Below are 13,707 nucleotides of genomic sequence, written 5' to 3' on the forward strand. Positions count from 1 at the left end.
GGCTTCACTTGCGAAAGGCAGGCGTGCATGACCATCCGCTCGCGGCGTGAAACCGTCACCTTCAGGCATCCATTCCGCATCCGCGGCGTCGAGCGCATGTTGCCGGCCGGCGCCTATGAGGTCGTCACCGACGAGGAGGCGATCGAGGGCCTGACCTTCGCGGCCTATCGCCGCGTTGCCACGATGATCACTGTGCCCGCCGAAGGCCCCCGCGGAACCATGGAGATGCTGTCGATCGGCTCGGTTGATCTTGCGAACGCGCAGGCCGCAGACGCAAGCGTGGCGAATGACTGACCGCACCGTCGATCTCGACAAGCACCGCGGCATGGCTGCGCAGAAGGCGACCGACCTGCGCCGCGCGCTGGCGGAGGTCGAGGCCAATGTCAGGGAGCTGCGCGAGCGCGAGGCCGATCTCGAGAACCGCATGATGACAGTGCCCGCCACATCCTGGCCGGAGGCGGCGGTGAAAGCGCGCCATCTGCTCAACCTCTATGCTGCGAGCCTGCCCACCGAGGACACACGCCACCGCGCGCTGGTGGCTGCGCTGTTGGACGATTTCGTCCGGCTGTCGGGGGATGACTGAGGCAAACGACGACCGCCTGCAGTCTCGACGCGCGCCATGCTCCGGCCAACCGGGAATCGGGCGGCGATGATTTGAGGGACAATCATGCCAAGAAGCAATCAGGTGACGGAGTAAGCCATGACGTTGACCAGCGGCCGCTTTATCGGCCACGAATACGATCGGATGATCGTCCGGTTCTCGATGCATGACGGTGCCAGGGAGATTCCTTGCGCAATCTCGACCTCGGCGATGGACTACCTCGAGCCTAGCCCGCAGGTCAGGCCCGAGCAACGTGAAGCCCAGTTCACTCGCCTGCGGGATCGCATCGAAGCACGCGCGGCAAGCAAATATCGCGCGACGGAGTTCGAAGGTACGCCGCCCGGCATCGTGCTGCGAGGCATCGACTTCAGGCTATAGGGACCCGGGCCTTGACATCCGGCAGGGGCGGCTTGCGCTCAAAAGGCTTCTTCTTCGGCGGCGCGGGCAGCAATCCTTCGCGGATTGCCTGCTTTCGCGCGAGCTTGCGGGCGCGTCGAACGGCCTCGGATTTCTCGCGAGTCTTTCTCTCCGAGGGCTTTTCGTAGGAACGCCGCTGTTTCATTTCGCGGAAGACGCCCTCGCGTTGCATCTTCTTCTTGAGAACACGGAGTGCCTGCTCGATATTGTTGTCTCTGACGAGTACCTGCAATCGATCCTCCTCCTCGCTTGGGGCTGCAAATGCGACACGCCCTGCATGGCAGCCAATTGCGCAGGAGCTTCATTGCGAATTTTGAGGATAGCACTGCGACATTCGTCGCCAGCTTCGGACAAGTCGATGCGCTTGTCACAGCGATGCAACTTCGCGCTGGCACGTGACCACTCTCGTGCAGCCCTGTCAATCGATAAAGCCTTGGCTGCAAAGTCTTGGCTGCACGTCGACCGGATCGTGTGAAGCCTCTCGATCGAGGCGCCGGAGCTGCCTGGCTGAGCCAAATCGGCCTTGCCGTCCTTGCAGAAAATTGAACGGAACATATATCGAGGGCGTTCGATCAGCCGCTGTGCCTTGTTGAATGCGCCTGCGGGCACCTTTTCCAAAGACATCGACGGAGTTCAAAGTGCTCGCGCGATTGTCGCGCGCCAGCCCGTTCGATCCCCGGATTGAGCGGGTTTTGCCGGTTGCACAACGGAGTGAAGCATGAGCGCCAGGAAATCCGCCGAGCTGTCACCCGAAAGCATCGCGCGCTCCAATCGCAGGCGCCTCGCCGCCGAAGAAGGGGCGCTTGCACTGGCAGACGTCGAAAGGCAGTCTATCGAAATTCGCAAGAACATGGCGCGGCTTCGAGAGGCGCGCGAAGCCAAGCAAGCGGCTGACGCAGCCCTTCAGGCGACCTTGCCGGCGCCCACGGTCAGGAAGCGCGCGAGCAGAGCGGCGCGAAAGCCGTCTTCGACGCCGCCGGCGGAGCAGCCGTCGCTACCCGCGAACGGTTCATAGCCCCGGAGATCGGGCCTCAGGCGCGCGGGCTCACTTCGCCTGCTTTGCCGCCCGGATCTCGGCGAACTCGGCGTCGGGATGGGTGACGATGGTGGTGAACATGATGCCGCTGATGATGAGCGACCAAGCGGTGTTCCAATAGATCCAAAACACGTGCCAGCCTCCGGTTCGACCTCGTCCGCTTGCGGGATCAGCATAACGGCAAGGCGAGGCTGATGTTCCCGGCGCGAAATACAGCGCTATTTTTGTTTGGTCGGCGGCGGCGTGCGATCGGTTTGGCCGGTGTGGCGCTTTGCCACGACGTCCTCATCGCGCGGACCCTCGCGCGGGCGCGGCGGCGGCTTGGGCTGGCCTTTCTGGCCGCCATGCTTGCCGCCCATGTCGGGCTTGCCTTCGAGGTCGTTTTCACGCGGCATATGGGTCAATGCACTTCCGCGGCATTGGTTCGCAATGCCGATGCCATGTTGTGCCTGTGAACGAGTTCATAGGATCGTCGCCGTTTGCAGTGCACGATCATGTGCGGGCCCCGGGGTTTCAAACAACGGATGGACTTGGCTTGATGCGGAAACGATTGGTCGCCTGGACCATTTTGACCTGCGCGCTGCTGGCGGTGGCCGTGTGGGGCCTGCTCGGGGCACCCAAGACTGCGTCCGGCCCGCATCTGCCCTCCCGCAGCCAGACGGCCGCAGTGCGGTAGCCACCGCGCGACCGATACAATTTCGGCATCGATCGATCTTCAACCGGAACTTGGTACGGCGGCACGGCTCCCGCTATCCTCCGGACAAAACGACAAGGCCGTAACGCTGTAAGGAGGAGCCCCATGCCGAGACCGATACGCCGCATCGCGCCACGCGCTGCGATCGCCACCACCCTCGCCTTCCTCACCCTCGTTTCTGGAGTTCGCCCCGGCATGGCCGAGACCTTCGCCTATGTCGGCAACGCCGACAGCAACGACATCAGCGTGTTCAAGCTGGCCGAGAGCGGCGAGATGACACCGGTGCAGACCGCCGCCTTCACCGGCGTCGACAAGCCCGGCTCGTCGACACCGCTCGCGATCACACCCGACCACCGCGTGCTGATTGCCGGCGTGCGCTCGCAACCATTCCTCGCGGTGAGCTTTGCGATCGATCCCAAGACGGGCCAGCTCAGCCCTCTCGGCAATGGTCCGCTTGCCGACAGCATGGCGAACATCGCCGTCGACAGCACTGGCAAATTCCTGTTCAGCGCCTCCTATGGCGGCAACAAGGTCGCGCTCAATCCGCTGCTCGCCAATGGCGTCGCCGGCGAGCCGAAACAGGTGATTCCGACCGGGCTGAACGCACACGCCTTCCTGCCCTCGCCCGACAACCGCTTCGTGTTCGCGACCAATCTCGGTTCGGATCAGGTGCTGACCTTCGCGTTCGATGCAGTGGCGGGCACGCTGACGCCGAGCGATCCGCCGGTGACCAAGGTGCCGGAGAAATCGGGACCGCGGCATTTCGTGTTTCATCCCAACGGCAAGTTCGTCTATCTCATCCATGAACTGAACGGCGACGTCGCGGCGTTCAGCTATGAGGCCAAGAGCGGCGCATGGGACGAGATCCAGCGCACCACCGCGCTGCCGGAAGGATTTTCAGGCAAACCCTGGGCCGCCGACATTCACATCACGCCGGACGGCCGCTTCCTCTACGCCTCCGAGCGCACCACCAACACGCTCGCCGGCTACAAGGTCGACGCAACAAGCGGCAAGCTGACCACGATCGGCAGCGTGCCGACGGAGAAGCAGCCGCGCGGCTTCCACATTGATCCGTCGGGGCGTTACCTCGCCGCGGTCGGCGAGCTCTCCGACAGCATGACGGTCTATGCGATCGACCAGAGCAGCGGCGCGCTCGCCAAGCTGAAATCCTATCCCACCGGCAAGAAGCCGAACTGGGTGGAGTTCTTGACGCTGCCGTGAGGGATCCAGTGCCTCCACAGCGTCATGGCCGGGCTTGACCCGGCCATCCACGCCTTGCCCGCGGCGCGAAGAACGTGGATGCCCGGGACAAGCCCGGGCATGACGAGTTTGTCGGGCGGCAACCACCGGCGAACCTCTTCGCTTATGCAGCGACTAAATCAACGGGCGGCATCGCGCCGCCTGCGCTGCGGCATTTCTCATCCGGTCAGCCCATGGCCCGCTGCTGCCGCTTCTGCTATCGATTGAAGCCTTCTTGCGGCCAACCGGAATGACCGATGCGTCCATTGCCTGCGCGTTCCTTTCCCAAAAAACTCGTTGCTCTCGCCGGACTGGTTCTGCTGTCCGCCCAGCCCGCGCGCGCCGCCGATGACGACGCGCCCAAGGGGCCCGCGGTCACGGTGCTGAAGGTCGCAAAATCCTGCTTCTCCGACATCGTCGAGGCCACCGGCACGATCATCGCGCGCGAGGAGACCTCCGTGCGGCCGGAACGTCCCGGCCTGAAGGTCACGGACGTGCTGGCGGAGGCCGGCGACACCACCACGGCCGGCCAGGTGCTGGCGCGGCTGGCGCTGCCCGAGGGCGGCACGCTTCAGGTCACCGCCCCTGTGGCGAGCGTGATCGCGACCTCGACCGCGCAGATCGGCAACCTCGCCTCGGCCAAGGGCGAGGCGCTGTTCACGATCGTGGCGCGCAGCGAATATGATCTGGTCGGCCTGGTCGCGACCACCGATATTCGGAAGCTCGCGGTCGGCCAGCAGGCGACGGTGCGCATTGCCGGCGCGGGCGATCTCGACGGCAAGGTGCGCCGCATCGGACCGACCGTCGAGCCGAACATCCAGCAGGGAATGGTCTATATCGGCATCTCCTCGCAGAAGCGGCTGCTGCTGAACGCGAGCGGGCGCGCGCTGATCAAGACCGGGCAGAGCTGCAACGTCGCGGTGCCGCTGACCTCGGTGCAGTACTCCACCGCCGGCACCGTGGTGCAGGTGATCCGCCGCAACCGCGTCGAAACCAAGCGGGTCGAGCTCGGGCTGATGTCGGGCGGCAATATCGAGGTTCGCGACGGCCTCAACGAGGGCGATATCGTCGTCGCCCGCGCCGGCGCGATCCTGCGCGAAGGCGATCCGGTGCGTCCGGTGATGGCCACGGAAGCCGCGAAGTAAGCCTCGCCTCAACCGTCATTGCGAGCGCAGCGAAGCAATCCAGAATCTTTCCGCGGAGAGACCCTGGATTGCTTCGCTGCGCTCGCAATGACGATGTGGGGGCAGAGGTGCGTTACACACGCATACCGTAGGGTGGGCAAAGCGACTTGTCCGCCGTAGCTCGGCGAGCGAAGGCGGAAGCGTGCCCACGTCTTCTGTCGAAATCTCGGAGAGATGGTGGGCACGGCGCTTTGCGCCTTTGCCCACCCTACAATTTGCGGCTAGCCGCCGGCTGCTTCGCCGAAATGGACGTCCTCGAGCAGCGAGGAGGAGATGGTCGGGACCTGGTCGCCTTCGGAGGCGCGGGAGATGGCGACGCGGGTCTTGTTGAAGACGCTTTCGGCGCTGCCCTGCGCAGTGAGGTTGGTGAGGAACTCGCCGACCAGCACGCTGTGCTCGCCCTTGCCGTCGTCGACGACCTTGCCGGGCGAAGCCGAGGAAAGGATCAACGCGTTGTCCGTCGCGCTGATCGGTGCAAGACCGTGGCTGTAGGAGCGGAAGCGGCGCTCGTAGGGGTTACGGCGGGAAGCGTCGACGACGACGAGCTTGGCCTTGGCGCCCTGCTCCTTCATCATGTCGAGCACGCCGTCGATGGAGACGCCCTGGCGGCGGACGTCGCTTTCCTTCCAGATCACGGCATCGACCGGCAGCATGTAGCTCTCGCGGCCGGCCTGCACGCCGTAGCCGCCGAAGAACAGCATGACGACGGTGTCGCGCTTGATCCGGGACTTCAGGCGGTTGACGGCGCGGACCATGTCGTCCTTGGTCGCGTCTTCCACCATATCGACGTCAAAGCCGTTCTTGCGGAGCGACGAGGACAGCGCGCGGGCGTCGTTGATCGACTGCGTCAGCGGCGCGCTGGCGTCGGGATAATGTCCATTGCCGATGACGAGGGCGAGGCGGGACGACTGGCCGATCGAGCCGGTGACCTCGTCGGTCGCCACGGCCTTGGCGGCATCGATCGCGCGCATGTTGAGGGCAGCATGGGCGCCGATCACGAGCGACACCGTGCCGATGAGGGCTGCGGCCACCGCGATCGTGCGTCTGGAAAGCTCGAGCTGCCTTACATTCATCTCGGTTCGTTCCTGTGCCAAAGACCAGCCAAGCGCGCGCACAATGTTTGAGTAGCGCGATGGTGGCTTCAGGTTTGAGGGATTGGCCGGGGATGTGCCCCCGAACTGCGCGCAATTTGCGGCGCCGCACCAAACAAAGCCTTAACCGGATATCTCCTCCCCGGCAATAGATCGCCCAAAATTTGAGCTAAGTGACTGAAGATATTGGTTAATCCTCCGAGCAGAATTTGCACGTCTTTTCGTCGCGAGCCCTTTGTAACGGCCTTAATCATGCAGCTCCCGTGCCGGATTTTTCCGTGACCGCCATCACATTTGAATTTCCCGCGAATCCGGGTAGCTTTTTCAAAGACTTGCAGGGGGTGGCGCGCAGATGGGAGCGTGCCGGCCGGCCCCTGGCCAAGACCCCGCGACCAGGTATTTCATGAGCTTTCATTATTTTGCCGGCGCCGCCTGCCGGGCGCTGACGGCGCGAAAAGACGGCCCCTCGCTTTATGACGTCTGCGATCCCGTATTGTCGGGCCCAGCCAGCGGCGATCCGCATCTGGCCAAGTTCTACAAGACCGCGCTCGGCAATCCCGCATTGCGGATCCTGCTCCGCCGCGCCGGGCTGCCCGAGTTGCGCGACGAGGCGAAGCTGACCCGGCTTCGCACGGCGCTGGTGCGGGCGCGCGACGATGCCGAGCCCGACTGGGCGCCGGTCGGCCAGCCCGTCGCCGATCTCGTCGACAGCATCGCGCTCGACCATCCAAAACCGCCGCCGGCGATATTCACAGGGTTAGCGCCGCAACAAGCGCAGATCGACGGCGTGATCCGCGACTGCGCGCAGCATCTGCTCGGCTCGTACCGCAAGAACGGCTTCCTGCCGACCTATGCCGCCTTCAACCTGATCGGCGACCCCGATGTCCGTGGGCGCGAACTGACCATGGCGCTGACGGGGCTGAACGCGCGCGGTTACAAGAACTCCTCGCTGCTGTTCAACCTCGCCCGCGTCTTCATCGCGCGCTCACAGGCAGCGGCCGTCGTCAATCCGCCTTGGAGCGGCATTGCCGAGCCGATGTGGGAGCCGGTGCAGATCCGACACCGCTCGGCCTATTACGACGCGTTCTTCATCGAGGCGCTGCTGAGCTATGTCGAGACCGGGCTCGCCTCGCCGGCCGACAAGATTGCATCCGAGCGTGCGATCGCCGACATGGTCGATTTCTGCGTCAACATCAGCCGCGAAGAGGTCGAGGGTATCGACGGCACACGCTTCAACGTCATCACCGCGCTCGCGCCGGCGCCGCATCCGCGCTTTTCCCGCTTCTTCGCCCAGATCAAGCAGGACCTCGGCTTCGGCGTCTACGTGCCGGATTGCGACACCACGGCGTGCTCGATCTCGGCGGCGACGCAAGCCGGCTGCACCGATCCGATCATCGACCAGCCGCTGCTGGACTTCTATTCGGGCTATCAGGTGCTCGCCGGCGTCAACGAACCGCGCGTGACCGTGCCGCTCAACGACAATATCGACTACGAGGGCGGCGTCGCGACCTGGATCGACAACCTCAAAGGCGAGCGGCCCTATGGCAACGATCTCGATCCGACGCTCAATCTCGACATTCTCGAGGTGAGCTTTCGCAACCTTACGCGCTGGAAAATCCTGGAAACGCCGGCGCGGCTTGCGACCGTGCACCGGATCATCGGCTTCCAGAAACGACTGGCCGCCAGCGGCGCCTTCGCCAATCCGCGCTCGCACATCTATTATCTGCCTGAGCTCTACAGCGCCTATTTCGGCCGCTGCTACGCGGCCTTCCTCGCGCTGCCGCTGGCGGCGCAGGCCGCGATCGACCCCGACGGTGATTTCGATTTCATCCGCCATCGCGTGCTCTCCTACGTCAAGGGCGAGCTGATGGCCGCGGAGATGAACGTGTTCGACGCGGCGCTGGCGCTGATCGCACTCGGCCATCTCGGCGCCGACCCGCGCGCCTTCGCGCCGGCGCTGAACGTGATCGTCGCGAGCCTCGGCGAAGGCGGTCGCCGCGGGCCGTTCCGCGCCTATGAATGGAACAAGATGAAGACGCCGACGCGGATTCTGGTGGGTGGTCCCGAGGTGACGTCGGCCTTCGTGCTGATGGGGCTGGCGGTGGCGAAGCGGGCGATGGCGCGGGGGTGATGGTTCGCTCTTACCCTCCCCTGGAGGGGGAGGGTCGATCGCGCGCAGCGCGAGCGGGGTGGGGTGACGGTCTCTCCGCGACGAACAGTGCCCGAGTGGAGAGATCACCCCACCCCGTCACGCAATCTCACTTCGCTCGATCGCGTGCCGACCCTCCCCCTCCAGGGGAGGGTAAGCAAGCCCCCGCCACAATGACGGGAAGTTGACAGCTCAATCGTTGGGCAGGCGCTGGCCGGGCGGCCAAAAGCCGACCACAATTGCCAAGTCTATCGACATTTTCATTACGCGCGGACCGGCATGTTGCGAAAATTCCTGATTGCGCTGTCTTTGCTAGCCATCCCCTCGCTGGCCCAGGCCGCCGACATCACCGGCACCGCAAAGGTCCGCTCCGGCGATTCCGTCCTGATCGGGAACACGCGGGTCCGGCTCGGCGGCATCGACGCGCCCGCGGTCGACCAGCTCTGCCTCAATACAAAAACCGAGCGCTGGACCTGCGGCATCGCGGCGCGCGACGAGCTCGCCAAATACACCGAAGGCAAGAGCTGGGTCTGCCACGCCCGCGCGATCGACCGGCGCGGCCGCACCGTGGCGCGCTGCGAGGTCGGCGGCGAGGACATCCAGAAATGGCTGGTGCGCAGCGGCTGGGCACTTGCCTACACCCGCGTCTCTCACGACTACGAACCCGATGAGGCCGCCGCGCGCGAGGCAAAGGCCGGCATGTGGCAAGGCGCCTTCATCGCGCCGTGGGACTGGCGCGTCCGCAACAAGAAGACCACCATCCTGGGCGCGACCAAGCCGCCCGAGGGCGCGCATGCGGTGCTGCTCGCCTCGGCCTCCGGGCCGGTCGCGCCCTCGCCGGACTGCACCATCAAGGGCAACGTCAACACCGCCGGCGAGTGCATCTATCACCAGCCGACCAGCCGCTGGTACACCCAGATCAAGATGAAGATCAGCAAGGGCACCCGCTGGTTCTGCTCGGTGGAAGAGGCCGAAGCCGCCGGCTGCCGCGAGACCAAGAGATAAGTGCATGGTCCGGAAAAGTGTGAGGCGGTTTTCCGACAAGACCATGCTCGAAACAAAAACCACCCCAGACCTGCGTTTTGCGTGCTTTTCTTGGGCTTCCACGGCGCGTAGAACGTGAGTCAGCGACCCACCAGCCTGTTCTCAAGCAACAAGGACCAACAGCAATGACCGTTCGCGCGGGCCGGGAATTTCTGGCCATCCCCGGGCCCACCACGATGCCCGACGAGGTGCTGCAGGCGATGCATCGTCCGGCGATCGACATCTACTCCAAAGAGATGCACGAGCTGACCGATACACTTCTCGCAGACATCTCGAAGCTGTTCGCGACCAAGGGCAAGTCCTACATCTACATCGCCAACGGCCATGGCGCCTGGGAAGCCGCGCTGAGCAACGTGCTGTCGCGCGGTGACAAGGTGCTGGTGCTGGAGAGTGGGCGCTTCGCGATCGGTTGGGGCAACGCCGCAGCCCTGATGGGCGCCGAGGTCGAGGTGCTCAAGGGCGACTGGCGCCGCGCTGTGCGGCCGCACGAGGTCGAAGAGCGCCTGCGCCGCGACAAGGAGCACACCATCAAGGCCGTCGTCGTCGTCCAGGTCGACACGGCATCGGGCGTGCAGAACGACATCGAGGCGATCGGCAAGGCGATCAAGGCCAGCGGCCATCCCGCGCTGTATATGGTGGACACTGTCGCCTCGCTCGGCTGCATGCCGTTCGAGATGGACAAATGGGGCATCGACGTCGCGATGTCCGGCTCGCAGAAGGGCCTGATGACGCCGCCCGGCCTCGGCTTCGTCGCGGCGAACGCGCGCGCACTCGAGGTGCAGAAGAAGGCCAACATGTCGACGCCCTATTGGAGCTGGAGCGAGCGCGAGGGCAGCGAGAATTATCGCAAATATGCCGGCACCGCGCCGGTGCATCTGTTGTTCGCGCTGCGCAAGGCGATCGACCTGCTGCACGAGGAAGGGCTCGAAAACGCGTTCCGCCGCCACAGCCTGCTCGGCGAAGCCGCGCGCCGCGCCGTCTCCGCCTGGTCGGAAGGCCAGGTGCTCGGCTTCAACGTCGCGGAGGCGAGCGAGCGCTCCAACACCGTGACCACGGTGACCATGAGCAATGGCCACGATCCGGCGCTGCTGCAACGCTATTGCAAGGACAAGTGCGGCGTCGTGCTCGGCACCGGCATCGGCGATCTCTCGGGACAAGCCTTCCGTATCGCCCATATGGGCCACGTCAATGCGCCGATGCTGCTCGGCACGTTGGGGGTGGTCGAGATCGGCCTGAATGCGCTGAAGATCCCGCACGGCAAGGGTGGGCTGGAAGCCGCAGTCGCGTATCTCGGCGAGCAGGTGGCGGTGTAATCTCTTCCTTCTCCCCTTGTGGGAGAAGGTGGCGTAGGCGGCCTTCGGCCGCCGTTCTTAGGAACGCCGAAGCGAAGCTTCGGCTATGGCGCCGGATGAGGGGTTTCTCTCCGCAAACTTCACTGCGAGAGTTGTACGCGCGGATAGATACCCCTCACCCGTCTCGCCGCTACGCGGCGAGCCACCCTCTCCCACAGGGGGAGAGGGGGAAAGGTCAGCGCTCCACGCGATACGCCTCGATCTGCGCCTTCAGCGCATCCAGCGACGCTAGCGGCGCCTCAGGATCGACGCGATACTCTCCACGCGCCAGCCAATTCAGCACCATCGCGTCCACCGCCGGCGAATGGTGGATGACGTCGCTGTAGTTATCGAGATCGTGCGTCACGTCCCTGATCGCGCGGAAATCGTATAGACGCACATTCGGAAGCTGCGTCAGCCGCTCGGCGATTCGCGCGGTGAGGTCGGTGACGATCTTCAGCGTCGCAGGCGAGGCATCGCGCATCGCGACGAACTGCAGGACCGAATAGGGCGGCAAGTAGATGTCGAAGGTCACGTCCGGATGACGCGTGATCAACCCGGCGGCGTCGCGCTCGAAATGCCGGAGCATGGCGTCGTAGCCATAGCCTTCGCCGAGGAAGCGGCTGCGCACGGGGCTCGTGATGTAGGCGAACGAGGCAAGCGTCTTCTTCGCATTGTAGTCACGCGCGACGTCGAAATCGCGCGGCAGCGCGTGGATGTCGTCGACGTCGGACAGCGCGAACTTGACGGGGAGAAACGGCGCCGCCTGGGTCAGCTTCTGCTGCAGCGGCGGGATCGACCGCAGCAGCGCGAACAGGGATTCCTTCGCCATCGCGGCGCTGAACAGATAGGACGCGATGCCCTTCGTTGTCTGGCGATAGAGATCGACGGACAGAAAGGGATCGGCCTCGATATCCGCCGCATCGACAAAGATGAAATCGTCCATCGCCCAGATCACGCGCCGGGCGCCGCGCTCGATCGCCCGCTCCAGCACAAAGCCCTGCTGGCGCGAATTGGACCCGGTCATCGCCAGCTTGAGCGAGTGGACGCCGAGCGCGCGATCGATGTCGCTCTGGCGGAAATGGATCGCGAGCGAGGTGCCCATGAAGGCGGTGTCGAACGACTGGCTGCGGATCAACCCGGCATTCTGCACGCGCGTGTCGTCGGAATAGAAGGCGGTGAGACGCGAGGGGCGAAACAGTTGCAGGGGATCGACGAGATAGGTGAGCACCGCCGCGCCCAGCACGCAGGCGATGCTGGCGAGCAGAAGACGTCTCAGATGTGTGAAATTGCCTCGCATCAGAACCGAAAATAGATGAATTCGCTGTGGCTCTGGATGCCGAGAATCCCGAGAGCGAGCACCAGCGACGCGCCGTAGAGAAACAGCGGCCGTATCCGCCCTGCCGGCAGGACCTCGCCGACCCTGCGATTGTCGTGATCGTATCCCATGATTCCTTGCGTGTTCGGCGCCAGCCACACCAGTGCCGCGTAGATCGACACCAGAACCAATGCGGCGATCTCCTCGCGGCCGAGGACGATATTCGACGGATCGGCCATCGCGTGGAGGACGCGCAGCGCCCAGGTAACGCTCTCGGCGCGGAAGAAAACCCAGGCCACGACGACGGCGAGGAACGTCAGCATGGCTCCGACAATGCGGGCCGGGCGCACGAGCAACGCCGGGACGTTGGGCACCAGCGCGTTGAAGGCATGATTGACGCAGAGATAAGCGCCATGCAGCGCGCCCCAGGCGACAAAAGTCCAGGCCGCGCCGTGCCAGAGCCCGCCGAGCAGCATCGTGATCATCAGATTGACGTAGCGCAGCACGCGGCCGCGGCGATTGCCGCCGAGCGAGATGTAGAGATAGTCGCGCAGGAACTGCGACAAGGTCATGTGCCAGCGGCGCCAGAACTCGACGATGCTGGTGGCCTTGTAGGGTGAGTTGAAATTCACCGGCAGGAAGATGCCGAACATCAGCGATATCCCGATCGCCATGTCGGAATAGCCGGAGAAGTCGAAATAGAGCTGGAACGTGTAGGCGAGCGCACCACACCAGGCCTGATCAAAGCTCGGCGAGCGCGCCTCGAAGGCGAGCGCCACCAGCGGCTGGATGCCGTCGGCAAGGCAGGTCTTCTTGAACAGGCCGATCGCGAAGATGACGATTGCGCACATGATCAGGTGCGCGTCCGGATACTTGGTCTCCTTCCGCTCGAATTGCGGGATCATGTCCTTGTGGTGGAGGATCGGCCCCGCGATCAGATGCGGAAAGTAGGTCACGAACAGCGCATAGTGCGGCAAGGCGTAACGCGCGACCTGGCCACGATACGCATCCACCAGGAACGCGATCTGGGTGAAAGTGTAGAAGGAGATGCCGACCGGCAGCAGGATGTGGACCGCAACATGCGTGCCGGCCAGCGCATTGATGTTCTCGGCGACGAAGCCGGCATATTTGAAGATGCCGAGCACGAGGAGGTCGCCGACGACGCCGAGCGCGAGCGCCGCCTTTCGTTGCATTGGGGCGAGCTTCGCCGCGATCAGGAGATAGCCGACGCCGTAGTTGAAGGCGATCGAGATCAGCAGCAGGCCCACGAACTGCCAGCTGCCGATGGCGTAGAAGGCGAGCGAGGCCAGCGCCAGCCAGATCACCGGCGCCAGATTGCTGCGCCGCCCGAGCCAGAAATAGCCGGCCAGCACGGCCGGCAGGAACAGCAGGATGAACGAGTAGGAATTGAACAGCATCAGGCTGGACCGGAGGCGGGAATATCGCCCCTAAAGCATACAAGGGGGCGATCAACAACCCGGCGACTTGGCGCAGTCCTTGGCGCAGCGGCGCTGGCAATTCGCGGAATCGGGACGATATAAGGTGGAACACGGCGAGCGATGCGGCGCGCCTTTCTTCTCCCTCTCCCCGATCTTACGGGGAG

The 13,707-nt window shown here is 64.4% G+C and carries 16 protein-coding genes; 10 read left to right on the top strand and 6 right to left on the bottom strand.

Translation table 11 applies throughout. The features are described from left to right. Positions 1-27: 27 nt before the first annotated feature. From HAP41_RS02950 to HAP41_RS02960, 3 genes are all read left to right on the top strand, one after another. Positions 28-294, top strand: a complete 267-nt coding sequence (locus HAP41_RS02950; RefSeq protein ID WP_085403708.1) for a hypothetical protein — start codon at positions 28-30, stop codon at positions 292-294. Next, positions 287-583 (top strand): hypothetical protein, encoded by a 297-nt coding sequence (locus HAP41_RS02955; protein WP_166058980.1) that lies wholly within the window; start codon positions 287-289, stop codon positions 581-583. Before HAP41_RS02950 ends, HAP41_RS02955 begins: the two co-directional genes overlap by 8 nt. A gap of 117 nt (positions 584-700) precedes the next feature. Continuing rightward, complete coding sequence (locus HAP41_RS02960; RefSeq protein ID WP_028149308.1) at positions 701-979, top strand: DUF1488 family protein; 279 nt, start codon at positions 701-703, stop codon at positions 977-979. Here HAP41_RS02960 and rpsU read toward each other — a convergent pair. After that, positions 969-1,250, bottom strand: coding sequence for a 30S ribosomal protein S21 (rpsU, locus tag HAP41_RS02965; protein ID WP_063980487.1), 282 nt, complete (start codon positions 1,248-1,250; stop codon positions 969-971). The genes HAP41_RS02960 and rpsU overlap by 11 nt on opposite strands. Positions 1,251-1,736: 486 nt before the next feature. Here rpsU and HAP41_RS02970 point away from each other — a divergent pair, with 486 nt between their 5' ends. Further along, the gene (locus HAP41_RS02970; RefSeq protein ID WP_166058952.1) at positions 1,737-2,033 is read left to right on the top strand and encodes a transcriptional regulator; all 297 of its coding nucleotides are present in this window, start codon (positions 1,737-1,739) and stop codon (positions 2,031-2,033) included. A 30-nt stretch (positions 2,034-2,063) separates the two neighbouring features. On the opposite strand, the gene HAP41_RS49945 is transcribed toward HAP41_RS02970, so the two are convergent. Beyond that, entirely contained in the window at positions 2,064-2,186 is a 123-nt protein-coding gene (locus HAP41_RS49945; RefSeq protein ID WP_256376446.1) for a hypothetical protein, read from the bottom strand. An 86-nt stretch (positions 2,187-2,272) separates the two neighbouring features. Then, on the bottom strand, positions 2,273-2,449 hold the full coding sequence (locus HAP41_RS02975) for a hypothetical protein (protein ID WP_155794778.1): 177 nt from the start codon (positions 2,447-2,449) through the stop codon (positions 2,273-2,275). A gap of 143 nt (positions 2,450-2,592) precedes the next feature. On the opposite strand from HAP41_RS02975, the gene HAP41_RS02980 reads away from it, so the two are divergent. The 3 genes from HAP41_RS02980 to HAP41_RS02990 all read left to right on the top strand — a co-directional run bounded on the left by HAP41_RS02980 (position 2,593) and on the right by HAP41_RS02990 (position 5,132). After that, positions 2,593-2,730, top strand: coding sequence for a hypothetical protein (locus tag HAP41_RS02980; RefSeq protein ID WP_175617947.1), 138 nt, complete (start codon positions 2,593-2,595; stop codon positions 2,728-2,730). A 123-nt stretch (positions 2,731-2,853) separates the two neighbouring features. Further along, positions 2,854-3,969, top strand: a complete 1,116-nt coding sequence (locus HAP41_RS02985; protein WP_166058916.1) for a lactonase family protein — start codon at positions 2,854-2,856, stop codon at positions 3,967-3,969. A gap of 275 nt (positions 3,970-4,244) precedes the next feature. After that, positions 4,245-5,132, top strand: coding sequence for an efflux RND transporter periplasmic adaptor subunit (locus tag HAP41_RS02990; protein WP_166058899.1), 888 nt, complete (start codon positions 4,245-4,247; stop codon positions 5,130-5,132). Between the two features lie 260 nt (positions 5,133-5,392). Here the strand turns inward: HAP41_RS02990 and HAP41_RS02995 are convergent, their stop codons facing one another. Next, positions 5,393-6,244 carry a caspase family protein gene (locus tag HAP41_RS02995; protein WP_166058879.1) on the bottom strand — a complete coding sequence of 284 codons (852 nt, stop codon included), beginning with the start codon at positions 6,242-6,244 and terminating at the stop codon, positions 5,393-5,395. A 421-nt stretch (positions 6,245-6,665) separates the two neighbouring features. Between HAP41_RS02995 and HAP41_RS03000 the strand changes: the two genes are divergently transcribed. The 3 genes from HAP41_RS03000 to HAP41_RS03010 all read left to right on the top strand — a co-directional run bounded on the left by HAP41_RS03000 (position 6,666) and on the right by HAP41_RS03010 (position 10,768). Next, complete coding sequence (locus tag HAP41_RS03000) at positions 6,666-8,393, top strand: hypothetical protein (RefSeq protein WP_166058811.1); 1,728 nt, start codon at positions 6,666-6,668, stop codon at positions 8,391-8,393. Between the two features lie 297 nt (positions 8,394-8,690). Further along, entirely contained in the window at positions 8,691-9,416 is a 726-nt protein-coding gene (locus HAP41_RS03005; RefSeq protein ID WP_063980481.1) for a thermonuclease family protein, read from the top strand. Positions 9,417-9,580: 164 nt separating this feature from the next. Continuing rightward, on the top strand, positions 9,581-10,768 hold the full coding sequence (locus HAP41_RS03010) for a pyridoxal-phosphate-dependent aminotransferase family protein (protein ID WP_063980480.1): 1,188 nt from the start codon (positions 9,581-9,583) through the stop codon (positions 10,766-10,768). Positions 10,769-10,982: 214 nt separating this feature from the next. Here HAP41_RS03010 and HAP41_RS03015 read toward each other — a convergent pair whose 3' ends face one another. Further along, positions 10,983-12,086, bottom strand: coding sequence for a hypothetical protein (locus tag HAP41_RS03015; RefSeq protein WP_166058763.1), 1,104 nt, complete (start codon positions 12,084-12,086; stop codon positions 10,983-10,985). After that, the gene (locus HAP41_RS03020) at positions 12,086-13,522 is read right to left on the bottom strand and encodes an MBOAT family O-acyltransferase (protein WP_166058721.1); all 1,437 of its coding nucleotides are present in this window, start codon (positions 13,520-13,522) and stop codon (positions 12,086-12,088) included. Before HAP41_RS03020 ends, HAP41_RS03015 begins: the two co-directional genes overlap by 1 nt. Between the last annotated feature and the right edge of the window lie 185 nt (positions 13,523-13,707).

It is taken from the genome of Bradyrhizobium barranii subsp. apii (genome assembly GCF_011516635.5).
Lineage (GTDB): Bacteria > Pseudomonadota > Alphaproteobacteria > Rhizobiales > Xanthobacteraceae > Bradyrhizobium > Bradyrhizobium barranii.